17 protein-coding genes, 2 tRNA genes and 3 rRNA genes are annotated in these 24,225 nt (G+C 57.1%); 3 read left to right on the top strand and 19 right to left on the bottom strand.

Going from position 1 to position 24,225, the window contains the following annotated elements; translation table 11 throughout:
- Positions 1 to 9: 9 nt before the first annotated feature.
- The 5 genes from Q0V31_RS14010 to Q0V31_RS13990 all read right to left on the bottom strand — a co-directional run bounded on the left by Q0V31_RS14010 (position 10) and on the right by Q0V31_RS13990 (position 7,097).
- Complete coding sequence (locus tag Q0V31_RS14010; RefSeq protein ID WP_298188396.1) at positions 10 to 1,350, bottom strand: Na+/H+ antiporter NhaC family protein; 1,341 nt, start codon at positions 1,348 to 1,350, stop codon at positions 10 to 12.
- Between the two features lie 95 nt (positions 1,351 to 1,445).
- A complete protein-coding gene (gene hutH / locus Q0V31_RS14005) occupies positions 1,446 to 2,978 on the bottom strand; it encodes a histidine ammonia-lyase (RefSeq protein WP_298188395.1) in 1,533 nt (510 codons plus the stop codon).
- 2 nt (positions 2,979 to 2,980) lie between these two features.
- Complete coding sequence (gene hutU, locus Q0V31_RS14000) at positions 2,981 to 4,666, bottom strand: urocanate hydratase (RefSeq protein ID WP_298188394.1); 1,686 nt, start codon at positions 4,664 to 4,666, stop codon at positions 2,981 to 2,983.
- Positions 4,667 to 5,138: 472 nt separating this feature from the next.
- Positions 5,139 to 5,522, bottom strand: coding sequence for a VOC family protein (locus Q0V31_RS13995; RefSeq protein ID WP_298188393.1), 384 nt, complete (start codon positions 5,520 to 5,522; stop codon positions 5,139 to 5,141).
- 213 nt (positions 5,523 to 5,735) lie between these two features.
- Positions 5,736 to 7,097 (bottom strand): formimidoylglutamate deiminase, encoded by a 1,362-nt coding sequence (locus Q0V31_RS13990; protein ID WP_298188392.1) that lies wholly within the window; start codon positions 7,095 to 7,097, stop codon positions 5,736 to 5,738.
- Between the two features lie 236 nt (positions 7,098 to 7,333).
- On the opposite strand from Q0V31_RS13990, the gene hutC (Q0V31_RS13985) reads away from it, so the two are divergent.
- Positions 7,334 to 8,083, top strand: coding sequence for a histidine utilization repressor (gene hutC / locus Q0V31_RS13985; RefSeq protein WP_298188391.1), 750 nt, complete (start codon positions 7,334 to 7,336; stop codon positions 8,081 to 8,083).
- Positions 8,084 to 8,121: 38 nt separating this feature from the next.
- On the opposite strand, the gene Q0V31_RS13980 is transcribed toward hutC (Q0V31_RS13985), so the two are convergent.
- Both Q0V31_RS13980 and hutC (Q0V31_RS13975) read right to left on the bottom strand, forming a co-directional pair.
- Positions 8,122 to 8,721 (bottom strand): HutD family protein, encoded by a 600-nt coding sequence (locus Q0V31_RS13980; protein ID WP_298188389.1) that lies wholly within the window; start codon positions 8,719 to 8,721, stop codon positions 8,122 to 8,124.
- Complete coding sequence (gene hutC, locus Q0V31_RS13975) at positions 8,718 to 9,470, bottom strand: histidine utilization repressor (protein WP_298188388.1); 753 nt, start codon at positions 9,468 to 9,470, stop codon at positions 8,718 to 8,720. The genes Q0V31_RS13980 and hutC (Q0V31_RS13975) overlap by 4 nt, the downstream gene beginning before the upstream one ends.
- Positions 9,471 to 9,801: 331 nt before the next feature.
- Between hutC (Q0V31_RS13975) and Q0V31_RS13970 the strand changes: the two genes are divergently transcribed.
- A complete protein-coding gene (locus Q0V31_RS13970; RefSeq protein WP_298188387.1) occupies positions 9,802 to 10,758 on the top strand; it encodes a LysR substrate-binding domain-containing protein in 957 nt (318 codons plus the stop codon).
- An 80-nt stretch (positions 10,759 to 10,838) separates the two neighbouring features.
- Here Q0V31_RS13970 and Q0V31_RS13965 read toward each other — a convergent pair whose 3' ends face one another.
- The 7 genes from Q0V31_RS13965 to Q0V31_RS13935 form a co-directional block, all read right to left on the bottom strand.
- Positions 10,839 to 11,981, bottom strand: a complete 1,143-nt coding sequence (locus Q0V31_RS13965) for an FAD-binding oxidoreductase (protein ID WP_298188386.1) — start codon at positions 11,979 to 11,981, stop codon at positions 10,839 to 10,841.
- Between the two features lies 1 nt (position 11,982).
- Complete coding sequence (locus tag Q0V31_RS13960; RefSeq protein ID WP_298188385.1) at positions 11,983 to 13,041, bottom strand: aromatic ring-hydroxylating dioxygenase subunit alpha; 1,059 nt, start codon at positions 13,039 to 13,041, stop codon at positions 11,983 to 11,985.
- A 259-nt stretch (positions 13,042 to 13,300) separates the two neighbouring features.
- Positions 13,301 to 14,431, bottom strand: a complete 1,131-nt coding sequence (locus Q0V31_RS13955) for a DUF2817 domain-containing protein (RefSeq protein ID WP_298188384.1) — start codon at positions 14,429 to 14,431, stop codon at positions 13,301 to 13,303.
- 35 nt (positions 14,432 to 14,466) lie between these two features.
- Positions 14,467 to 15,234, bottom strand: coding sequence for an ABC transporter ATP-binding protein (locus Q0V31_RS13950; protein WP_298188382.1), 768 nt, complete (start codon positions 15,232 to 15,234; stop codon positions 14,467 to 14,469).
- 27 nt (positions 15,235 to 15,261) lie between these two features.
- Entirely contained in the window at positions 15,262 to 15,975 is a 714-nt protein-coding gene (locus Q0V31_RS13945) for an ABC transporter permease (protein ID WP_298188381.1), read from the bottom strand.
- Positions 15,972 to 16,661, bottom strand: a complete 690-nt coding sequence (gene hisQ, locus Q0V31_RS13940; RefSeq protein WP_298188380.1) for an ABC transporter permease — start codon at positions 16,659 to 16,661, stop codon at positions 15,972 to 15,974. The genes Q0V31_RS13945 and hisQ overlap by 4 nt, the downstream gene beginning before the upstream one ends.
- Positions 16,662 to 16,837: 176 nt before the next feature.
- The gene (locus tag Q0V31_RS13935) at positions 16,838 to 17,608 is read right to left on the bottom strand and encodes an ABC transporter substrate-binding protein (RefSeq protein ID WP_298188379.1); all 771 of its coding nucleotides are present in this window, start codon (positions 17,606 to 17,608) and stop codon (positions 16,838 to 16,840) included.
- 429 nt (positions 17,609 to 18,037) lie between these two features.
- Between Q0V31_RS13935 and Q0V31_RS13930 the strand changes: the two genes are divergently transcribed.
- Positions 18,038 to 18,316, top strand: a complete 279-nt coding sequence (locus Q0V31_RS13930) for an HU family DNA-binding protein (RefSeq protein WP_298188378.1) — start codon at positions 18,038 to 18,040, stop codon at positions 18,314 to 18,316.
- Between the two features lie 246 nt (positions 18,317 to 18,562).
- On the opposite strand, the gene rrf is transcribed toward Q0V31_RS13930, so the two are convergent.
- The 5 genes from rrf to Q0V31_RS13905 all read right to left on the bottom strand — a co-directional run bounded on the left by rrf (position 18,563) and on the right by Q0V31_RS13905 (position 23,736).
- Positions 18,563 to 18,678: ribosomal RNA gene (gene rrf, locus Q0V31_RS13925) — 5S ribosomal RNA — on the bottom strand.
- Between the two features lie 138 nt (positions 18,679 to 18,816).
- Positions 18,817 to 21,706, bottom strand: a 23S ribosomal RNA gene (locus tag Q0V31_RS13920).
- A gap of 244 nt (positions 21,707 to 21,950) precedes the next feature.
- Positions 21,951 to 22,026, bottom strand: a tRNA-Ala gene (locus tag Q0V31_RS13915).
- A 31-nt stretch (positions 22,027 to 22,057) separates the two neighbouring features.
- Positions 22,058 to 22,134 (bottom strand) — tRNA-Ile (locus tag Q0V31_RS13910).
- A 65-nt stretch (positions 22,135 to 22,199) separates the two neighbouring features.
- A 16S ribosomal RNA gene (locus Q0V31_RS13905) occupies positions 22,200 to 23,736 on the bottom strand.
- The 16S, 23S and 5S rRNA genes sit together here with 2 tRNA genes alongside, the layout of an rRNA operon.
- Between the last annotated feature and the right edge of the window lie 489 nt (positions 23,737 to 24,225).

Genomic DNA, 24,225 nt, shown 5'->3' with positions numbered 1-24,225 from the left:
CCTTATGGCTCACAACACCATGGCCGCGGCCCAACCAAAGGCAATCAGCGGCAGGTTGAAATGCAGGAAGGTCGGGACCACGGTGTCCCAGATATGATCGTGTTGACCATCGGCGTTGAGGCCAGCAGTCGGGCCCAGGGTCGAGTCCGAGGCCGGCGAGCCGGCATCACCGAGTGCGGCAGCCGTTCCAACCAGGGCGATGACCGCCAGTGGTGAGAAGCCAAAGCTCAACGCCAAGGGCACATAGATGGCCGCGATGATCGGCACAGTGGAAAAGGAAGAACCAATGCCCATGGTGATCAACAGCCCCACCAGCAGCATGACCAGCGCCGCCAAACCACGGTTATCACCAATCAGCTCTACCGAACTGCTGACCAGTGTCGGAATTTCCCCGGTGGCATTCATCACCCCTGCAAACCCCGAAGCAGCGATCATGATAAAGCCCACCATGGCCATCAAGCGCATGCCCTGGGTGAACACATTGTCTTGCTCACTCCAGCGGATGACCCCACTCATGGTGATGACGGAGAAGCCAACCAAACCGCCGAATACCATCGAGCCGGTCCACAGCTGCACCACCAGCGCCAACACCAGGGCTAACACGATCATCCCCAGCTGTTTGGAACTCAGGCTTATGGCCTGCTCTTCATGGGAGCCTTCGATGGGCAGATCCTGATAGCCGCGCTTGCGTCTGTAGGTCACCAGCAACGCAATGCCAAGCCCCACCAGCATGCCCAGCACAGGAAGCAGCATCGCTTGCGGTGCCATACCTGCGGTCACGCTGAAACCTGACGGCTGACCAGCGCTATTGATCTGGGCGATCAGAATATCGTTGAGGAAAATGCTGCCAAAACCCACCGGCACACACATATACATCACAGTGATAGAGAAGGTAATGACACAGGCGACCGCGCGACGATCCAGCTGCAGGCGGTTCATCACATGCAACAACGGCGGTACCAGGATCGGAATAAAGGCAATGTGTACTGGAATCACCGTGCCGGAGGCGAAACCGGCCAAGATCAAGCTCGACAGCATGCTCCACTTGATAACGGTTAAATGACTGCCCGAATGATTGCCCGCATTGATGTAGCTCACCACGCTGCGCGACATTTTCTGTGACAGGCCGGTGCGCGACAGTGCGATGGCGAACGCCCCCAGCGTGGCATACGCCAGCGCCACCGGCGCTCCGCCGCCCAACCCACTATTAAAGGCCGAAACAATGTCGCCAATCGGCATGCCGGCAAACAGCCCGCCCACCACTGCCGAAACGATCAAGGCAAACACCACCGAGACCCTCAGCAAACTCAGGGTCACCATCACCAGAACGGCCAATACAATTGCGCTCATGCAACACTCCTAATTGTTATTTTTATTGTCGGCAGGCGATGCCCCTGGAGACCGCTGTGCATCGCCCTTTCATTGATTAGCTAGACCACAACTCCCTATTGGCTAGGCAGCAGCTTTGCAGGCACCAGCGCGCTCAGGCAGCGAGAAGCGATCAGCTGGCTGGCGGCCTCGATGTCCGGGGCGAAGAAGCGGTCTTTTTCGTAGTGAGAGACCTGCTCGCGCAGCGCCGTGCGGGCCTGCTCCAGCTTCACCGAAGTCTTGCGACCTTCGCGGAAGTCCAGGCCCTGACAGGCACCTAGCAGCTCTACGGCGAGGATACCGCGCACGTTTTCGGCCATTTCCCACAGACGCTTGCCGGCGGCCGGCGCCATGGACACGTGGTCTTCCTGGTTGGCCGAAGTCGGCAGGCTGTCGACGCTGTGCGGATGCGCCAGTGCCTTGTTCTCGCTGGCCAGTGCAGCGGCGGTCACCTGGGCGATCATAAAGCCGGAATTGACCCCGCCATTAGCCACCAGGAACGGTGGCAGTTGCGACATGTGCTTGTCCATCATCAACGAGATGCGCCGCTCGGACAGCGAACCGATTTCGGCGATGGCCAGGGCCAGGTTATCGGCGGCCATGGCCACCGGCTCGGCGTGGAAGTTACCGCCGGAGATCACATCGCCCTCGGCGGCGAACACCAGCGGGTTATCCGACACAGCGTTGGCCTCGACCGACAGGACGTCGGCGGCCTGGCGAATCTGCGTCAGGCAAGCGCCCATGACCTGCGGCTGGCAACGCAGCGAGTACGGGTCCTGCACCTTGTCGCAGCTGGCGTGGGACTGCGAGATCTCGCTGCTCGGAGTGAGCAGGTCACGATAGGCCGCAGCCGCATCGATCTGCCCACGCTGGCCACGGGCGGCGTGGATACGCGGATCAAACGGCGAGCGCGAACCGAGCATGGCTTCCACGCTGAGGCCGCCGGTGACCAGTGCAGCCGCGAACAGATCCTCAGCCTGGAACAAGCCACGCAGGGCGTAGGCGGTGGAAACCTGGGTACCGTTAAGCAGCGCCAAACCTTCTTTGGCTGCCAGGGTCAGCGGTTCGAGACCGGCCTTGGCCAGCGCTTCAGTGGCCGGCAGCCATTCACCCTGATAGCGGGCCTTGCCCTCGCCGAGCAGCACCAGCGACATGTGCGCCAGCGGTGCCAGATCGCCGGACGCGCCGACCGAGCCCTTAAGCGGAATATGTGGGTACACCTCGGCATTGATCAGGGCAATCAACGCATCAATGACCACCCGACGGATACCGGAAAAACCACGGCTCAGGCTGTTGACCTTGAGCACCATGATCAGGCGCACCAGATCATCATCCAGCGGCTGGCCAACGCCGGCCGCGTGCGACAGCACTAAGGAGCGCTGCAGGTTTTCCAGATCTTCCGTGGCAATGCGGGTCGACGCCAACAAACCGAAACCAGTATTGATGCCATACGCGGTGCGGTTTTCGGCGAGGATCTGCTCAACACAGGCCACACTGGCCTCGATGCCTGCAGCGGCGCTGCTATCCAGGCTCAACTTGACCGGTGCCTGATGAATTTGACGCAATTGGGCCAGGGTCAGCTGACCCGGCAGAATATTCAGAGTGTTCATGTTCAGGCTCCTTTAGCCGAGGTGATCATCGGCAGGTTCAGGCCCTGCTCATGAGCGCAATCAATCGCAATTTGATAACCGGCATCGGCGTGACGCATCACCCCAGTGGCCGGGTCGTTGTGCAACACGCGGGCAATGCGTGCCGCCGCTTCATCGGTGCCGTCGCAGACAATAACCACGCCGGAGTGCTGGGAGAAGCCCATACCGACGCCACCACCGTGGTGCAGGGAAACCCAGGTCGCGCCGCCCGCCGTATTCAGCAAGGCATTCAGCAGCGGCCAATCAGAAACGGCATCCGAGCCATCGGCCATCGCCTCGGTCTCGCGGTTGGGGCTGGCCACCGAACCGGAGTCCAGGTGGTCGCGACCGATCACCACCGGCGCGGACAGCTCGCCACTGCGCACCATTTCGTTGAACGCCAGGCCAAGCTTGGCGCGCAGGCCCAGACCAACCCAGCAGATACGTGCCGGCAGCCCCTGGAAGGCAATGCGCTCGCGCGCCATGTCCAGCCAGCGATGCAGGTGCTCATCGTCCGGGATCAGCTGTTTAACTTTTGCATCGGTCTTGTAGATATCCTCCGGATCGCCGGACAACGCGACCCAGCGGAATGGGCCGACGCCACGGCAAAATAGCGGGCGAATATAGGCCGGCACAAAGCCGGGGAAGTCGAAGGCATTGGCGACGCCTTCTTGCAGCGCCATCTGGCGGATGTTGTTGCCGTAATCAAAGGTGGGCACGCCCATCTTCTGGAACTCCAGCATGGCTTGCACGTGCACGGCCATCGACTGCTTGGCGGCCTTGACCACTTCAGCCGGCTGCAACTTGGCCTTGGCACGGTACTCATCCCAGCTCCAGCCGATGGGCAGGTAGCCATTGAGCGGGTCGTGGGCGCTGGTCTGGTCGGTGACCATGTCCGGGCGCACGCCACGCTTGACCAGCTCAGGAAGAATTTCGGCGGCGTTGCCGCACAGGGCGATAGAAACCGCACGGCCTTCACCGGTGTACTTGGCGATGCGCGCCAGGGCATCGTCAAGGTCCTTGGCCTGTTCGTCGACGTAACGGGTACGCAGGCGGAAGTCGATGCTGACTTGTTGGCACTCAATATTCAGTGAGCAGGCACCGGCCAGCGTCGCGGCCAGCGGCTGCGCGCCACCCATGCCACCGAGACCGGCGGTGAGCACCCAACGCCCCTTGAGGTTGCCGCCAAAGTGCTGGCGACCGGCTTCGACGAAGGTCTCGTAGGTGCCCTGGACGATGCCCTGACTGCCGATGTAGATCCAGCTGCCGGCGGTCATCTGGCCGTACATGGCCAGGCCTTTGGCATCCAGTTCGTTGAAGTGCTCCCAGTTCGCCCAGTGCGGCACCAGGTTGGAGTTGGCGATCAACACACGCGGCGCATTGCTGTGGGTTTTGAACACGCCGACCGGCTTGCCGGATTGCACCAGCAGGGTCTCGTCGTCGTTCAACTGCTTGAGGCTCTCGACGATCTGGTCGTAGCACTCCCAGTTACGTGCAGCGCGGCCGATGCCACCGTACACCACCAATTCCTTGGGATTCTCTGCCACATCGGGGTCGAGGTTATTCATCAACATGCGCAGCGGTGCTTCGGTCATCCAGCTCTTGGCATTGAGCTGGGTACCGCGCGGGGCGCGGATTTCGACATCACGGAAACGGCTTGAATTACTCACAAGAAACCCTCCAGAAAATTTCACTGCTTGCATGACCGTGCACACCTGCCACGCCAAGACACGCATGAATATAATCATGTATATACAACTCATATCAAGTGATTTTTAAACACCCGAATCAACGCCATGGGCGACCCCTGCAGGGCAGTGAAATGGCAGCCGGCAACGGGCTTCTCCCGATGAATTGAGCTCTACAGAAGCGCGCCCAGCGCCCCATGCCGCGTCTAGGCATCCACTACACCAAGGGCGTTACTGCACAGCCCGCAATGCGCGGCATCTCGCTAGAAAGAGGGAGGGAGAAAAGAGGAGGAGCAGCCTCAATGAGCACAACACAGGCTCGCAGCGGCATTGAAGGCTTGGTTGAGGCCAAGGACTGGATTGCGCGAAGCCATTTCTGCGGCAGAAAATCCACTCATGGCTGGCGACTCAACGGGGAAAGACGCGGCCGGCTGACGCCGGCCCCGCCCGCTGCTTATTCTGCCTTGAAGCAGTAAGCAGCCAGTTTGTTGCCATCCAGATCACGCACGTATGCTGCGTAAGCGTGCGGTGCCCAATCACGGGTGCCCGGAGCGCCTTCGTCTTTACCGCCAGCAGCCACAGCCGCCGCATGGAAGGCATTGATCGCTGCACGGTTAGGCGCTTCGAAGCTGACCGTCACACCGTTACCAACCGATGCAGACTGACCGTTAGCCGGCTTCAGAACGAAAAACGCAGGCGCACTTTCGCCCCAGATCGAACCGTTCTCACCCAGATCAGTGATGCGCTTCAGGCCCAGCTTGCCAAGCGCGTTATCGTAGAAAGCACGAGCCTTCTGCAGGTCATTGGTGCCGACTGTAACGTGGGTATAAATGCTCATTTATTGTTCCTATTAGTGAGGAGGAATGGGATGCAGCTGCACCACTGGAAAACGCTCACTGCCGCCCAGGCGGCATTGAGTAATCTGCACCCGTGATCGAAAGGGATCACCGTGCGCATGCTTTGGCTTGGTACATCAAATCGGCCCCATCATTGCGCTGCCCACCTGCATGCTGCAGGTGGGGCCTAACCGGCGGGCTTTCAGGCTGGCGATTCAGGCCATCTGCCGAAGCACCTGGGCAAAGGCCTGCTGGGTTTGCGCCTCGGCGGCGTGACGCCCCTCGCAGATGACCTGCCTCCCTGCGACGAACACATCGCGAACCTGCCGATCACCGCCGGCAAACAGCCAGCGATTGAGAATGCCATCGCCCTCAGCCGTGGCGATGTACGGATCATTGCCATCGAGCACCAGCAAATCGGCACGCTGGCCAACCTCGAGCACGCCAACAGGCTGCCCCAACGCCTGGGCACCGCCGGCTACCGCGGCATCGAACAGGCTGCGGCCGATCATCGGCTGATCGCTGCGGTACAGGCGGTTGCGCTTCTGATCGCGCAGGCGCTGACCATACTCAAGCCAGCGCAACTCCTCGGCCACACTCAGCGAAATATGGCTGTCTGAGCCGATGCCCAGGCGACCGCCTTGGGCGAGGTAGTCCACGGCCGGAAAGATGCCGTCGCCGAGGTTGGCTTCCGTGGTGATGCACAAGCCGGCCACCGCGCCACTGCTGGCCATGCTACGGATCTCGCCCGCACTCGCATGGGTCGCATGCACCAGGCACCAACGCTGATCCACCGGCACATGCTCGAACAACCACTGCAACGGCCGACGGCCACTCCAGGTCAGGCAGTCGCTGACTTCCTTCTGCTGCTCGGCAATATGAATATGGATCGGACAGCCACTGCTGTCGGCAGCCAACACCGCATTGATTTGCTCCGGGGTCACTGCGCGCAGCGAATGGAAGCACAGCCCCACCTGTTGCGCGGGCTGCTCAGCCAACAGCGGGCGCAGGCGCTCGACCAGCCGCAGGTAACTGTCGGTGCTGTTGATAAAACGCCGCTGCCCATGAGTAGGTGGCAGACCGCCAAAGCCCGAGTGGCTATAAAGCACCGGCAGCAGGGTCAAACCGATCCCGGCATCGCGCGCCGCGTTGCTGACCCGCAGCGCCAGCTCCGCCGGATCGGCATAGGCCTGACCGTTGCCGGCATGGTGCACATAATGGAACTCGGCAACGCTGGTATAGCCGCACTTGAGCATCTCGATATACAGCTGACGAGCGACGACTTCGATTTGCTCGGGGTCCAAACGCTCGACCAAGCGGTACATCACATCGCGCCAAGTCCAGAAGCTGTCATTGGGATTCCCCGCCAACTCGGTCAAACCCGCCATGGCGCGCTGGAACGCATGCGAATGCAGGTTCGGCATACCTGGCAGCACCGGCCCGGAGAGACGTATGGCACCCTCAGCCGAACCGCCAAGCGTAATCTTTTGCAGATTACCGGCAGCGCAGATATCCAGTCTCACGTTCTGAGCCCAGCCCTCGGCGAGCAGTGCGGAAGAGGCGAAAAATGCAGGCATAGTGGTTGTCCTAGGTACTGTCTTGTATTTGTATATACATATACAGACCTTAAAGCCAGCTGTAAACGAGCGGACCACTGAAGCAAGCAAAATCACCGGCCGCAGCGGCGCGCCTAAACGCAGAAAGCGCCTGGCTATAGCCGCTGTTTGCATGTGACCATAGGCAGCCGCACAGACAATCACTTGTGGTTTTCGCCACCGAACGACATGCCAGCAACCCGCCAGGGATTTGGAAGATGCCCCAAAAAAGCCCGCAACAACCGCCGCAAGCACGCTATCGCCAGGCGAAGGCCTTTGTTATGGCGAAGGTACGCTCTGGCGAGTGGAAGCCCGGCGACCTTATCCCGTCGGAGCAGAAGCTGACGCTTGAGCTGAACATGTCACGGATGACGGTTAACCGCGCCCTGCGTGAGTTGACCGATGAAGGTGAACTGGTGCGTCTTTCCGGCGTCGGCACCTTTGTCGCCAGTCGCAAGCCGCAGTCCAACCTGCTGATGATTGCCAACATCGCCGACGAGATACAGGCGCGTGGCCACCAGTACGCCTGCGAAATTTTGCAGCTGGGCCGTGAAAGCGCCTCCATGGCAGTGGCTGCCGCCCTCGAACTGAAAACCGCTAGCTCGGTCTATCACCTGGTCTGCGTTCACTCCGAGGATGGCATACCGGTGCAACTGGAAGACCGCTACGTTAACGCGGCGCTGGTGCCCGAGTTTCTCCAGCAAACGTTCGGTGAACGCCTGCAACCGTCGCAGTACTTGCTGGACACTATCGCCGCCGACGACATCGAACACATCGTCGACGCCGTGCTGCCGACACCCGAGGAGCGCCAGCAACTGCAGATCAGTGAGCACGAGCCCTGCCTGGTACTCATCCGCCGCACCTGGTCGAACGCGCAAGGGGTCACCTTCGTGCGCTTCCTGCACCCCTCTTCACGCTATCGCCTGGGCAGCCGCGTGCCGACCAGCGGCAACAACCGCTCGGGTTAAGCCTGGCTGCAACGCTCGCGCAATTGCCGCCAAACGGATTAACCCGTTGTGAGCCGATGCAGCTCGATCATGCAGCAACCGCCGCCAGCAGACGCAGCCAACTGCCACTCGCGCAAAGCGGCCTCAGCGTCCAGCACCAGGCAATCGTGCTGCCCAAGCGCAGCGCAGCTTTCACCATCAAGAGTCACGTTCAGGCTATCGGCGACACTGAACAGCAGCACGATGGCGGCGCTACTGTAGACCTGCACGGGCAAGTCGAGACTCAGCCACTGCAGCCGCGCGGCGTAACGCGCCGGCGCATAGATCAGGTTGAAGTCGCGAATGGCGCCGCCCAACAGCCGACACTCGACTCGGCTGTCGCCGGGAAACGCGAAAGCATCCAACGGCAATAGCGGCCGCGCCGCCACGCCATCAACCTCCAACTGCATCCCCGCCCCCTCGAGCACGGTAATGATGCGCTGATAACCGTTGAACGCCGAAAAACCGCCGGACTCGGCAATATCGGCAATAGACAAACGCCAACCGAAACCCTCCAACCCCTTGCCTGCATCCTTAACGATTTCCAGGGTGCTGCCGCCGCCGTTTTTCCATGGCATGCGCGGGTAATCGGCAGCTCTCAGCGTTTTAATCGCGCTCATGAACTGAAACGCCCCTCTAGACGATGGCGCGAGCCCGGGTGCAACAGGCGCGCGGAGCTAACCGCCTGCTGCCCGGACCAGGTACGCCGACGAATCAACAGGCAGGGTTCACCGCGCTCAATCTGCAGCAACTGGCACTCCTCAGCCTCGGCAAGTATGGCTTCGACTACATGCTCACCCTCGGTCAGAGGCGCGACCTGTGACAGGTAAGCATAGGGCGTGAGCTGGGTGAAGTCCTGGGCCAGGTAATCGGGGGCCACGAGCGCATTGACATAGCGATCCTCGAGTTGCACCGCCACGTCATTCTCGTAATGCACGATCAGTGAGTGAAAGATTTTCTGGCCCGCCCGCAGATCGAGGGCAAACGCACGCTCTGCACTGGCCAGTTCCTCACCGAGCGTAATCACCTGACTGCGATGCCGGTGACCGCGCGCGGCGATCTCGTCGGCGATATTATTCACGGCGAACAATGCTGAGCGGCCTTTCGGTTCGGCGACAAAGGTGCCAACACCCTGCATGCGCACCAGCAATCCATCGCTAGTCAGCTCGCGTAGCGCACGATTGATGGTCATACGGCTAAAGCCCAGCTCTTCCACCAGCTCACTTTCTGAAGGCACCCGATGGTGTACGGGCCACGCCCTGCTCTGAATTTGCTGAATAATCATTTGCTTCACTTGGGCATACAGTGGAGCAGGCGTGTCACTCAGCTGGTCGGCCAGTAACGACGTGCGCTGGAGCTGTTTAGCCATGTGCTTCTCCTTGGAAGCCAAGTACTTAGCTTGCCTTCACCTAACCAACGTAAATATGTATATACATAACCATACAAATGCATAGGATAGTAGTATGCATGAATTGTTAGCGCCCTGCGCCCCTCCTCGGGCTGGCTATGCGCAACTTGCTAGGCGCAGGCTAAAGCCGAGCTAAGCCGCGAATATCCATGGGGTCTTGTATTACCGGTAATCCGCCTGCCAACCGTCCCTGCACGCGGCTTCCGTAGGTGCATGCACAGCCGACATTGGCCGGCGCATTACTCGCTCACTCTGCAGCCGCACACTCATCCTCTCTGTTCGTGGAGCCGTAATGGACAATCTCCCACCACTTCGAGCACTGCAAGTGTTTGACACTGTTGGCCGCTGTGGCGGCATTTCCGAAGCAGCCAGACGTTTGAATATTTCAGCCGGGGCGGTGAGCCAACAGATGAAGTTATTGGAAGATGCGCTGGGCATCAGCCTGACCGCCCGGGACGGCAAACGCATACGCTTGACCAGTGCCGGCCAGCGCTTTCATCAGAGCTGCGCCAGCGCCTTCGAATGCTTGCGAATAGCCCAGGCTGAAGTCGAACTGTCGAAGAACAGAAGCAATCTACGCGTCAGCGCATTGCCTTCGCTGATGTCCGGGTGGCTTGCCCCACAGGTGTCTACTTGGCAACAGGGCCAACCGAACGTCGATATCTATCTCGATGGCAGCCATGCGGAACCCGCCAATAGCGGTTATGAGATTGACTTCCGCATCACCTACAGCGACCGAGCGCTGGACGCGGAAAACGCCATGGAGCTATTTCGTGACTGCGTCGTGCCGGCGTGTAGCCCCAACCTGCTGCCCGCAGCCAGCACGCAGATAACCCCAGCAGAATTAATGAACTACCCACTGCTTTCAATTGACTGGCTGCCTAAATTTGCCTCCCCGCCGTCATGGCGCGACTGGTTCAAAGCAAACGCAGTTGATTGCGCGCAACTGCACGACAGCCACAGAGTGTTCTCACTTTCGGCTGTGGCGATACAGGCGGCCATTGACGGCCAAGGTTTAGTACTTGCGCAGTACTCGATGATTGCTCAAGACATTGCAGCCGGGCGTCTGGTAATCCCCATATGCCACCCCTTGCCAATGCCCGCGCCCTACTTTCTGACCTGGACAAAAAGCGCGTTCGACTACGAACACTGCCGGCAATTCCATCGTTGGCTGGTGGCGCGGGGGCGCGAGCAAGGTGAACGCAACAGGGCGCTGCTTGAAGCCAGCAACAGGGCGCGTGAAACTTAAACACGCGCCCGCGGCGAACACCAACACGCATGGGGCAGCGCGTAAATGCTGCGCCTTGCGCCGCAGTGATAGCCTCGCTATTAGGTGCCGAGGTCGATGGTTACGGCACTGCGCGGACGCGAGCAGCAGAGCAGAACCCTGCCGTTTTCCGGCTCTTCCAACGGTTCCTCAAAGTACTCGACTGCACCCTCGCGCAAATCAACCTGACAGGTGTTGCACAAGCCGGCCCGGCAGTTAAACGCCGGGGTCAGACCGGCTTGCTCGGCCAGATCGAGCAGCGAATGACAATTCTCATCCCAAGCCAGCGTGGTGCCGGATGGCAGGAAGTGCACGCTCAAGGCGTGCGCGCCCTGCTCTGCACCGCTCTGCGCCGCTGCAGTGGGTACGGGCTGCGCAACCGGAGCGGCCGCGGCTTGCTCGCTATCGTCCTCTTCGAGGATGCTCGCCGGACCAAAAAACTCGTAATGGATACGCTCTTTGGCAATCCCCAGGCTACGTAACAAGCGCCAATTCGCCTGCATAAACAGCCGCGGGCCACACAGATAGACGTCGTAGTCATCCAGTGGCAGCAGCGCCTGTAGGGTTGCCCGGGTGACCAGGCCCTGACTGTGGTAAGCACGGTCGGTAGGGGCGGGGTTGCGGTAGCAAAAGTGTGCGCAGATCCCGGGGCGGCGCTCGGCCAGTGCCAGCACTTCATCGCGGAAGGCGTGCACGTCGCCATTTTCACAGGCATGAATGAAGTGCACCGAACGCGTCGAAGCCTGACTCAACTTATGCAGCATGCTCAGCATCGGCGTCAGCCCGACGCCGCCACTGAACAGCACCACCGGGCGCTCACTCTCCTCGTCGAGGACAAAGTCACCCGCCGGGCCGGCAACGTCTAGCAGATCGCCGACCTGCACGCAGTCATGTAGGTAGCTGGAGCCCAGCCCGGCGGGCAGTTCGGGCCTGTCGAAGGGGGCCGGCTCGCGCTTTACCGAGATGCGCAACTGCGCAGGATTGGCGACATCCCCCGAGAGACTGTAGTTGCGCAACAGGGTACCGCCGTCTTCCCCTGGCAGGCGCACGATCAGGTACTGCCCCGGGCGAAAGCTCAGGTTCGCAGAGCCATCGGCAGCCGTCAGTACAAACGAGGTGATCACACTGCTTTCCTGCTGCTTATCCACCACCCGGTAGTGGCTAAAGCCACGCGGGCTCGATGGGGTCTGGCGCTCGGCACTCATTTCACACCTCCGCGTGTTGCTTAGCCAGTGGAATCAAGCGGCTGGCTTGCTCCTGCTCAATCAGCTTGCTCAAGTTGCGGCGAAAACGCAGCGGGCCGGAGTCGGAAGCCAGGTCGATGTTCGGCGTTTGTTTGTTGGCCAAGCCGCTGTGCACGGCCTCCAGAATCACTCGGTCTTCGGCGAAGGCATGACGCACGTCCTCATCGAACTCGCGCGACACGGCTTCGTTGCTTGGATCGAAGTTGCGCATCTGGAACCAGTAGTAACGGGTAGTCGATTCGTCGATCGGGGTCATGAAGTTGTAGGAGTTCATCAGGAACACCTGCTCATGCAACGCACCTTCGTCCGAGCCGGTACCCGCCGGGGTAAACAGCGCCTTGATGATCGCCTGCGCAGGGTAGTGCACTTCGTAATGTTGCTTGCGATCACAGTTGCCGCTGAACTGCACAAACTTGGCGTAGAAAGGCGCCACCTCGACATCGCGCATCCAGCGCGAAACGATCACACCGACATCGGTGACTGTGGTCTTGAGCGGCTCATCGGCGCAGGCCGCATTGCCGAAAGAGGACTGATGCACCCAGGCCACATGGGATGGATCGAGCAGGTTATCGGTGACGTATAGATAGTTGCAGGCGACGATCATACTGTCGCCCCGGTTCATGCCCCAGGCCGAGTCGCCCCACTCCGGCACGTGACAAATCTTGCTCGGGTCAGCCAGCTCGGCATCACCCATCCAGATCCAGATCAGACCATAGCGTTGTTCCAGCGGATAGCTGCGCACCCGCGCACCTTGCGGAATGCGGCTGCTGCCTGGGGCCCGGACACAACTCCCAGAGCAGTCGAACGTCAGGCCATGGTAGCCGCACTCCAGCGTATCGCCCTGCCGGCGCCCCATGGACAGCGGCAACTTGCGATGCGGGCAAGCATCCTCCAGCGCCGCTGGCGTGCCATCGGTTTTGCGGAACAGCACCACTTTCTCAGCGAGAATAGTCACCGGGTAAAGATCTTCACCCAGCTCTGCCTCACTGGCCGCTACATACCATGCATTTCGCAGAAACATAGGTTCTCTCCTCACGTTGTTATTGGTGCTGTGCCGCAGCGCGGTGACTGAGGCCTCGGCTTTACTGATGAGATCAGAATACGGAAAAACAAAACTCAGAAAAGACACAAAAACCTTGAGCTTTGTTTAGAAAAACTAAATTGTTTTTGACCGGCTAACCTAGACACACAACAGATTCGTCAACAAAACCGTCCTGTATAAGCAGCTCGATGCAGGTAAAGCTCGCGACTCGCCATCACGCGCCAGTTGCTCGGCGAACTCAGCGCCTGGGCTGCGCGCCGAACTGATCGGCCTGCGACAGCGCCGCCAGTGCCCGCTCCCAGATTTGTCGCGTGCGTAACCAGACTAGCGCCTGCCAGTCGTTGTCATCCGGAAAGAACTGCTGCAACAGCTCCTGCTTGATCTGCCGGCCCACCCGGTCGTAGGGATCGCCGTGCAGGTGCAGCCAATGATCGTCACGCAGATGGCGGTGCACCTGCTCCCCCGGATAAGTGCCGCACTCGATGACAAATTGCATCACGTGCTGATCGGTCAAGGCATTGAGCAGCGCCTGCGAGGTATAGCCTGTGGCAGTTGCCGCGACACCGGTATCGCTCTGGCTATCGCTAGCGGTGAGCAGTGTGTGCAACCAGGGCCCATATATCGCCTGCGCATCGCTCAGCGCCGGATAGGCTGTCTGGGCGATCGCCAGCAACATCGGGTGACCGTAATCGCCAGCACCGGTATGCAGATCAAAACACATGACAGTACGCGCCTGGGCCAGATGCTGCTGAACGATCCGATGCAGCGTCTGGTTCGACCAACTCGGCGCCTGACCACCATAAAACAGGCCGTCGGGGTGGGCATACTGTCCGGCTTCGACTATCGACATCAGCGCCGACCATCCATGGGCCTGGAGCCGCTCAGCCAACAGCACATCCGCGCGCTCACGCAGCGGGCCGCGCAACTGGGAGCAGGCATAGATCGCGTGCAACGATTCGTAGCCGCTATTCACCGGCGCGGGCTGAGCGAAGTCCAGGTAGTTGCGATTGAGGTCGATATTGTCCTCATTGACCCGGCGCATCCAGGCCGTCCCCCAAGGGTTGAGCAGATGGATCATCACCACCGCCACGTCCCTTGGCAGCGCCCTACCAGCCAGTTCCTGCAACCAACGGGTCTGGCAGTCCGAGCCATAGAAGCCCTCCACCCCATGAGTGCCACTGAGCGCCACCAGCACCCGCGAAGCATTAGGGTCACCGATTACCGCGACATCGGTGAACAACGGTTCCTCGAAGGGGCCGCGCAAAGGATGACGATACTCGCTGAGGATGGCCTCTGCGGCCCGTGCCGCCGCGAGAAAGCGCTCACGCTGCGCGGCATAACTTGGCTGTATCGGGAAGTCTCGGCTCATGCTCATTTCATCCAACTGGAAGGCTGTGCGCTGGATTACTTCAAGCGCCCGGAGAGAAACTGGGTCAAACGCTCGCTCTTCGGGTTGACCAGCACCTCGCTCGGATGGCCCTGCTCCTCGACGACGCCTTGGTGCAGAAACATCACGTGGTTGGAGACGTTACGGGCGAAGCCCATTTCATGGGTCACCACGACCATGGTGCGACCCTCTTCAGCCAGCGCTTGCATCACCTTCAGTACCTCGCCAACCAGTTCCGGATCGAGGGCCGAGGTGGGTTCATCAAACAGCATTACTTCCGGCTCCACCGCCAGTGCACGGGCCATGGCGACACGTTGCTGCTGGCCGCCCGAGAGGTGCGAGGGGTATTTGCCTTCCACGTTACGATCCAGCCCGACCTTGGCCAGGTAATCCCGCGCCCGCTGCACGGCTTCCTTGCGACTGACCCCGAGGACATGAATCGGCGCTTCGATAATGTTCTCCAGCACCGTCATGTGCTGCCACAAATTGAAATGCTGGAAGACCATCGCCAGCTTGGTGCGCACGCGCTGCAACTGGCGTGCATCGCTGACCCGCAGCGCGCCGCTGGCATCGTGGTGCATACGGATTTCCTCGGCGTTCACCGTGATGCGTCCCGCACAGGGTTGTTCGAGAAAGTTAATACAGCGCAGAAAGGTACTTTTCCCCGACCCACTCGAGCCGATCATGCTGATCACATCGCCGGCCTTGGCTTGCAATGACACCCCTTTGAGCACCTCATGGGGGCCATACTTTTTGTGCAGATTTTCTACGGTTAATTTATACATGGCGCGACTCTCCCTATGTCCGGCGAATCAATGGGCTTGAGGTTGCTGGAAAGCCAGCCAACGTATTTCGCAGCGACGAAACACCCAGACCAGAAGGAATGCCAGTACTGCATAGAGCATGGCAGCGATGCCAAAGGCCTCGAATGAGGCGTAGGTAGCCGAGTTAACGTCCCGCGCCACTTTGAGGATGTCGGGCACCGTGGCGGTAAAGGCCAGCGTGGTGGAGTGCAGCATCAGAATTACTTCATTGCTGTAGTACGGCAGTGCACGACGCAGCGCTGACGGCAAGATGATCCGCCGATATAGACCGAAGGACGACATGCCGTAGGCACGCCCCGCCTCGATCTCACCATAAGGCGTCGCACGGATGGCCCCGGCGAACACTTCAGTGGTGTAAGCGCAGGTGTTCAGCGCGAAAGCCAATAAGGTGCAATTGAGACCATCGCGGAAGAACCCCTCCAGTAACGGCTGATCGCGCACCACCTCAAGGCTGTAGATACCGGTGTAGATAATCAGCAACTGGATATACAGCGGCGTCCCCCGGAACACATAGGTGTAGAACCAGACGGGCCCGCGAATCGCCCAGTTGCTCGATACGCGTGCCACCGACAGCGGCACCGAAAGCAAAAAGCCTATGACGATGGAAACCGTCAGCAACCATAACGTCATGGCCAGGCCGGACAGATGGTAGCCATCGTTCCACAGGTACGCCTGACCATACTCCTGGATAATCGCGATCATAACGCTGCCTTCCTGACGCCCTGGGAGTAGCGACGCTCAAGCCAGAGCAGCACGCCGTTGGAAACCGTGGTGATCGCCAGATAGATCAGCGCGCCAACGATGCTGAAGTACATCAACTGCATCGAGCTTTTGCCGGCGTCCTGGGTCACCTTGACGATGTCGATCAGACCGATCAGCGACACCAGCGCCGTCGCCTTGATCAGCACCTGCCAGTTGTTACCAATCCCCGGCAAGGCAAAGCGCATCATTTGCGGGAACAAGACCCGCCGGAACACTTGCCAGCGGCTCATTCCGTAAGCCAAGGCCGCTTCCAGTTGACCTGCCGGAACCGCCTGAAAGGCACCGCGAAAGGTTTCGGTGAAATAAGCACCATAAATGAAGCCCAGGGTGATCACCCCAGACACAAAGGGGTTTAGGTCGATTTGCGCGAGCCCAACCCACTCAGTCAGGTTATTCAAAAACATTTGCAGGCTATAAAACAGCAACAGCATCAGCACCAGATCGGGAACACTACGAATCAGCGTGGTATAGACCGTTGCGCTATGCCGGATAAAAGTAAACTTGGACATCTTTGCCGACGCACCCAGCAAACCAATCAACACTGCCAGTAACACTGAAAGCACGGCTAACTTTATCGTGGCTAACGTCCCTTCAAGAATAAGTCCGCCAAAACCTTGCAAGAGCATGTTCTCTCCCCCCACATGAACGTTTTAGAACGGTTCACTCAGGCGACTACGTAAACGAGCGAATTTAACAACCAAGACAACACAACATCGCACAACGAGTCAGGCAGGTAATGAGCCACTTGGCCGACACTGACTCATTACCCTCCGACTAACTCGCAACAGTTATACGGATGAACTCAGTTGTACATATCGGAGGTGAAGTACTTCTTCTCAATGGTTTTATAAGTACCGTCGGTGTGCATTGCAGCTAGGGCCGCGTTGATCTTCTCACGCAGTGCACTGTCCTCCTTACGCAGGCCGATAGCGATGCCCTCGCCAAGCACGGTCTTTTCTTCGACTGCTTCACCGACGAAGGCGAAACCCTTGCCATTAGGAGTCTGCAAGAAGCCAATATCGGCGACCGGTGCATCAGTCAGACTGGCGTCGATACGCCCGCTGATCAGATCCTGGAACACCAGATCTTGATTTTGATAGGAGACAATTTCAACGCCATGCTGCGCCCAGAAAGCTTTAACGTAGGCTTCTTGCGTGGAGCCCTGGGCCACCCCTACACGCTTGCCCTTGAGCGAGTCGGTGGTCGGCAGCAAGCCGCTGCCTTCACGTGCCACCAAACGGCTTGGAGAGTTATAGAGCTTATCGGAGAAGTTGATTTGCTCTTTGCGCCTGTCATTGACCGTCATGGCGGACAGCACGCCATCGAACTTCTTGGCCTTAAGTGCAGGAATAATACTGTCGAAAGCGGTTTCAACCCAAACACACTTAGCCTTCAACTTGGCACAAATGGCGTTACCGAGATCGATGTCGAAGCCGACCAGCGAACCATCAGGGCTTTTAGATTCAAAGGGCGGAAAGGTTGGGTCCACACCAAAACGAATTGAGCTCAACTCTTCAGCCATCGCGCCGAAAGAGCAACCAACAAGTACAGCGGCAAGTGCAAAGGTCTTCATTTTTATTATCCTTTAAGCTCGACAAGGTCGCGCACCCAACAAAGTCATTTAACGCTCAAACTTCCTGGATACAGCTCACGATATTGAGACAAGTCAAACGAACCGACCGACGAATATATTTATCCATCACCCAGTCATTAGTGCAAAGCTTGTATCTCGACAAACCCGCAGATCGACAGTAAAGCCACGAACCATTAATTAAAATAGAGAAATAGTGTCGGTTACTTTAGCCAACCTAAAACGACAACTATATAAGGCTATCGAGCTTGACCAAAACGCACTGCACCTTTCTTGGATAATCGAGGTCAGCTGGGCTCAGCTCTACCGCCGAGGCGCAATCAAGCACGCGCGGGTTCTGCTGTAGGCACGTTGATCTGTCAGGTATCCTGCAGCACACCGAGTCCGTATCGACCTTAAAGGAGCAACACCATGGCCATAACCAAAGACCAGTTAATCAGCGATATTGCAGAAGCTATCGACGCTCCGAAAAGTACCGTGCGTGCAGCACTTGAGCAGCTGAGCGAGATTGTCGGCGACGCCTTGGAAAATGGTGATGAAATCACCCTGCCGGGCATTGGCAAGCTCAAAGTAAACGAGCGCCCCGCCCGTACTGGCCGCAATCCCCAGACCGGCCAAACGATGCAGATCGCTGCCAAGAAAGTCGTTAAATACGTACCGGCAAAAGCATTAAGCGATTCAATAAACTAAATGCCTGTCGCTTTTTTGCGCTACCCCAATGGCTAGAACATCCGCGCAGTAAGCGCTGCGGTACTAAACCGCAGCGCAACAAGACCACAATGCTAAAACAGGCACAGATTCACGCCGCCCTAAAGTGTCTGGCGGCGTGATTTGGCTCGTCTAGTTGCCTATCCAGGTCTGCACGTTGCCGTAGATTTATCGCGCGCAAAAGTAAAACCCCCGACCGTTTTCACGATCGGGGGTTTTGGTATAGGTGCTTGACGATGACCTACTCTCACATGGGGAGACCCCACACTACCATCGGCGATGCATCGTTTCACTACTGAGTTCGGGATGGGATCAGGTGGTTCCAATGCTCTATGGTCGTCAAGCGATTCAGCTGAGATGTCGTGCTGCTTGCGCGGCTCGCTACCTCGAATTGGGTATGTGATTTGGTTTGTAGTTGTGCAAATTTTCGGCTGTTGCAGTCTTCATAGAGACACACAAACATCAAATTGTTTGGGTGTTATATGGTCAAGCCTCACGGGCAATTAGTATTGGTTAGCTCAACGCCTCACAGCGCTTACACACCCAACCTATCAACGTCGTAGTCTTCGACGGCCCTTTAGGGAACTCAAGGTTCCAGTGAGATCTCATCTCAAGGCAAGTTTCCCGCTTAGATGCTTTCAGCGGTTATCTTTTCCGAACATAGCTACCCGGCAATGCCACTGGCGTGACAACCGGAACACCAGAGGTTCGTCCACTCCGGTCCTCTCGTACTAGGAGCAGCCCCTTTCAAATCTCAAACGTCCACGGCAGATAGGGACCGAACTGTCTCACGACGTTCTAAACCCAGCTCGCGTACCACTTTAAATGGCGAACAGCCATACCCTTGGGACCGGCTTCAGCCCCAGGATGTGATGAGCCGACATCGAGGTGCCAAACACCGCCGTCGATATGAACTCTTGGGCGGTATCAGCCTGTTATCCCCGGAGTACCTTTTATCCGTTGAGCGATGGCCCTTCCATACAGAACCACCGGATCACTAAGACCTACTTTCGTACCTGCTCGACGTGTCTGTCTCGCAGTCAAGCGCGCTTTTGCCTTTATACTCTACGACCGATTTCCGACCGGTCTGAGCGCACCTTCGTACTCCTCCGTTACTCTTTAGGAGGAGACCGCCCCAGTCAAACTACCCACCATACACTGTCCTCGATCCGGATAACGGACCAGAGTTAGAACCTCAAGGTTGCCAGGGTGGTATTTCAAGGTTGGCTCCACGCGAACTGGCGTCCACGCTTCAAAGCCTCCCACCTATCCTACACAAGCAAACTCAAAGTCCAGTGCAAAGCTATAGTAAAGGTTCACGGGGTCTTTCCGTCTAGCCGCGGATACACTGCATCTTCACAGCGATTTCAATTTCACTGAGTCTCGGGTGGAGACAGCGCCGCCATCGTTACGCCATTCGTGCAGGTCGGAACTTACCCGACAAGGAATTTCGCTACCTTAGGACCGTTATAGTTACGGCCGCCGTTTACCGGGGCTTCGATCAAGAGCTTCGCGTTAGCTAACCCCATCAATTAACCTTCCGGCACCGGGCAGGCGTCACACCCTATACGTCCACTTTCGTGTTTGCAGAGTGCTGTGTTTTTAATAAACAGTCGCAGCGGCCTGGTATCTTCGACCGGCATGGGCTTACGCAGTAAATGCTTCACCCTCACCGGCGCACCTTCTCCCGAAGTTACGGTGCCATTTTGCCTAGTTCCTTCACCCGAGTTCTCTCAAGCGCCTTGGTATTCTCTACCTAACCACCTGTGTCGGTTTGGGGTACGGTTCCTAATTACCTGAAGCTTAGAAGCTTTTCCTGGAAGCATGGCATCAACCACTTCGTCATCTAAAAGATAACTCGTCATCAGTTCTCGGCCTTGATCTCCCGGATTTACCTAAGAAATCAGCCTACCACCTTAAACACGGACAACCAACGCCGTGCTGGCCTAGCCTTCTCCGTCCCTCCATCGCAGTAATTAGAAGTACGGGAATATTAACCCGTTTCCCATCGATTACGCATTTCTGCCTCACCTTAGGGGCCGACTCACCCTGCGTCGATTAACGTTGCGCAGGAAACCTTGGTCTTTCGGCGTGGGAGTTTTTCACTCCCATTGTCGTTACTCATGTCAGCATTCGCACTTCTGATACCTCCAGCAAGCTTCTCAACTCACCTTCACAGGCTTACAGAACGCTCCTCTACCGCTCATCCTAAGATGAACCCGTAGCTTCGGTGTATGGTTTGAGCCCCGTTACATCTTCCGCGCAGGCCGACTCGACTAGTGAGCTATTACGCTTTCTTTAAAAGATGGCTGCTTCTAAGCCAACTTCCTAGCTGTCTAAGCCTTCCCACATCGTTTCCCACTTAACCATAACTTTGGGACCTTAGCTGACGGTCTGGGTTGTTTCCCTTTTCACGACGGACGTTAGCACCCGCCGTGTGTCTCCCGTGCTGACACTTGCTGGTATTCGGAGTTTGCATCGGTTTGGTAAGTCGGGATGACCCCCTAGCCGAAACAGTGCTCTACCCCCAGCAGTGATACACGAGGCGCTACCTAAATAGCTTTCGAGGAGAACCAGCTATCTCCGAGCTTGATTAGCCTTTCACTCCGATCCACAGGTCATCCGCTAACTTTTCAACGGTAGTCGGTTCGGTCCTCCAGTTAGTGTTACCCAACCTTCAACCTGCCCATGGATAGATCGCCCGGTTTCGGGTCTATACCCAGCGACTGTCGCCCTATTAAGACTCGCTTTCGCTACGCCTCCCCTATTCGGTTAAGCTCGCCACTGAATATAAGTCGCTGACCCATTATACAAAAGGTACGCAGTCACCCAACAAAGTGGGCTCCCACTGCTTGTACGCATACGGTTTCAGGATCTATTTCACTCCCCTCTCCGGGGTTCTTTTCGCCTTTCCCTCACGGTACTAGTTCACTATCGGTCAGTCAGTAGTATTTAGCCTTGGAGGATGGTCCCCCCATATTCAGACAAAGTTTCTCGTGCTCCGTCCTACTCGATTTCATTGATAAGAGAATTTCGTGTACGGGGCTATCACCCACTACGGCGGCACTTTCCAGAGCCTTCCACTATTCTCAAATCAACTTAAGGGCTAGTCCCCGTTCGCTCGCCACTACTAAGGGAATCTCGGTTGATTTCTATTCCTCAGGGTACTTAGATGTTTCAGTTCCCCTGGTTCGCCTCACACACCTATGTATTCAGTGTGTGATAACCAGCTTATGCTGGCTGGGTTCCCCCATTCAGAGATCTCCGGATCAAAGTCTGTTTGCCGACTCCCCGGAGCTTATCGCAGGCTACAACGTCTTTCATCGCCTCTGACTGCCAAGGCATCCACCGTATGCGCTTCTTCACTTGACCATATAACCCCAAGCAATCTGGTTACTGTCTCTAACGTGAAGACGACATTCGCCGAAAATTTGCAATTGAGAACTACAAATTTTACCTTGACCAAATTAATTACCAGTGAAAGTAATCAATCAGTCACTTCTATCACATACCCAAATTTTTAAAGAACGATTTTCTTACTGGTCAAAGACCAGAAATCAACATTCATCTGCTTGTAGCAGGAACGTTCATTTCTGAACTCTTACGGTGCTGTATATGGTGGAGCCAAGCGGGATCGAACCGCTGACCTCCTGCGTGCAAGGCAGGCGCTCTCCCAGCTGAGCTATGGCCCCATATTCGTACAAGGCCAAACCCCACAACAATTGGTGGGTCTGGGCAGATTCGAACTGCCGACCTCACCCTTATCAGGGGTGCGCTCTAACCAACTGAGCTACAGACCCAATCGTCTTTTTCAATGAATCAAGCAATTCGTGTGGGAACTTATGAAGAAGCTGAAGTCTTCGATTAAGGAGGTGATCCAGCCGCAGGTTCCCCTACGGCTACCTTGTTACGACTTCACCCCAGTCATGAATCACACCGTGGTAACCGTCCTCCCGAAGGTTAGACTAGCTACTTCTGGTGCAACCCACTCCCATGGTGTGACGGGCGGTGTGTACAAGGCCCGGGAACGTATTCACCGTGACATTCTGATTCACGATTACTAGCGATTCCGACTTCACGCAGTCGAGTTGCAGACTGCGATCCGGACTACGATCGGTTTTATGGGATTAGCTCCACCTCGCGGCTTGGCAACCCTTTGTACCGACCATTGTAGCACGTGTGTAGCCCTGGCCGTAAGGGCCATGATGACTTGACGTCATCCCCACCTTCCTCCGGTTTGTCACCGGCAGTCTCCTTAGAGTTCCCACCATTACGTGCTGGTAACTAAGGACAAGGGTTGCGCTCGTTACGGGACTTAACCCAACATCTCACGACACGAGCTGACGACAGCCATGCAGCACCTGTGTCTGAGTTCCCGAAGGCACCAATCTATCTCTAGAAAGTTCTCAGCATGTCAAGGCCAGGTAAGGTTCTTCGCGTTGCTTCGAATTAAACCACATGCTCCACCGCTTGTGCGGGCCCCCGTCAATTCATTTGAGTTTTAACCTTGCGGCCGTACTCCCCAGGCGGTCAACTTAATGCGTTAGCTGCGCCACTAAGAGTTCAAGACTCCCAACGGCTAGTTGACATCGTTTACGGCGTGGACTACCAGGGTATCTAATCCTGTTTGCTCCCCACGCTTTCGCACCTCAGTGTCAGTACCAGTCCAGGTAGTCGCCTTCGCCACTGGTGTTCCTTCCTATATCTACGCATTTCACCGCTACACAGGAAATTCCACTACCCTCTACCGTACTCTAGCTCAGCAGTTTTGGATGCAGTTCCCAGGTTGAGCCCGGGGATTTCACATCCAACTTACTGAACCACCTACGCGCGCTTTACGCCCAGTAATTCCGATTAACGCTTGCACCCTTCGTATTACCGCGGCTGCTGGCACGAAGTTAGCCGGTGCTTATTCTGTCGGTAACGTCAAAGTAGCAACGTATTAAGTTACTACCCTTCCTCCCAACTTAAAGTGCTTTACAATCCGAAGACCTTCTTCACACACGCGGCATGGCTGGATCAGGCTTTCGCCCATTGTCCAATATTCCCCACTGCTGCCTCCCGTAGGAGTCTGGACCGTGTCTCAGTTCCAGTGTGACTGATCATCCTCTCAGACCAGTTACGGATCGTAGCCTTGGTGAGCCATTACCTCACCAACTAGCTAATCCGACCTAGGCTCATCTAATGGCGCGAGGCCCGAAGGTCCCCCGCTTTCTCCCGTAGGACGTATGCGGTATTAGCGTCCGTTTCCGAACGTTATCCCCCACCACTAGGCAGATTCCTAGGCATTACTCACCCGTCCGCCGCTCTCAAGAGAAGCAAGCTTCTCTCTACCGCTCGACTTGCATGTGTTAGGCCTGCCGCCAGCGTTCAATCTGAGCCATGATCAAACTCTTCAGTTCAATACTGCTTGGGTTTTGAGAAAACCCTAAACTTAGCTCAGCAATCGTTGGTTACATCTTTGATTTCTCGCGGAGTAACTTGTGATGCTGATAATCTTGCGACTAGCAGTCTTACTTCACAAGCACCCACACGAATTGCTTGATTCAGTTGTTAAAGAGCGGGTGGTTAAGTCTTTCGTCTCAACCGAGGCGCGAATTCTACAGCAACCTCTTCTTTCGTCAAGTGATTTCGAAAATTTCTTTTCAAACTCAACCACTTGCGCTTTCGATCAACCTCTAGCTTCTCGTCAGCGGGAGGCGAATTCTACAGCGTTTCAAACCGCTGTCAACCGCCTCTTTTACCGCTTCCGATCTACTCGACCGCACAACCAACAGAGCAAAATCACCACCCTGTCAGCCCGACGCATTCTACGCAGCTTTCGCTGCTTTGCAACCCCTCTATAAAACCTAACCCCTTGTTTTGCAAGAGGTTTAAGGGGCGCATGCGCC

Origin of the sequence: uncultured Pseudomonas sp. (assembly GCF_943846705.1) — a bacterium.
Taxonomy (GTDB): domain Bacteria; phylum Pseudomonadota; class Gammaproteobacteria; order Pseudomonadales; family Pseudomonadaceae; genus Aquipseudomonas.
This window is presented reverse-complemented; position numbering and strand designations above follow the sequence as displayed.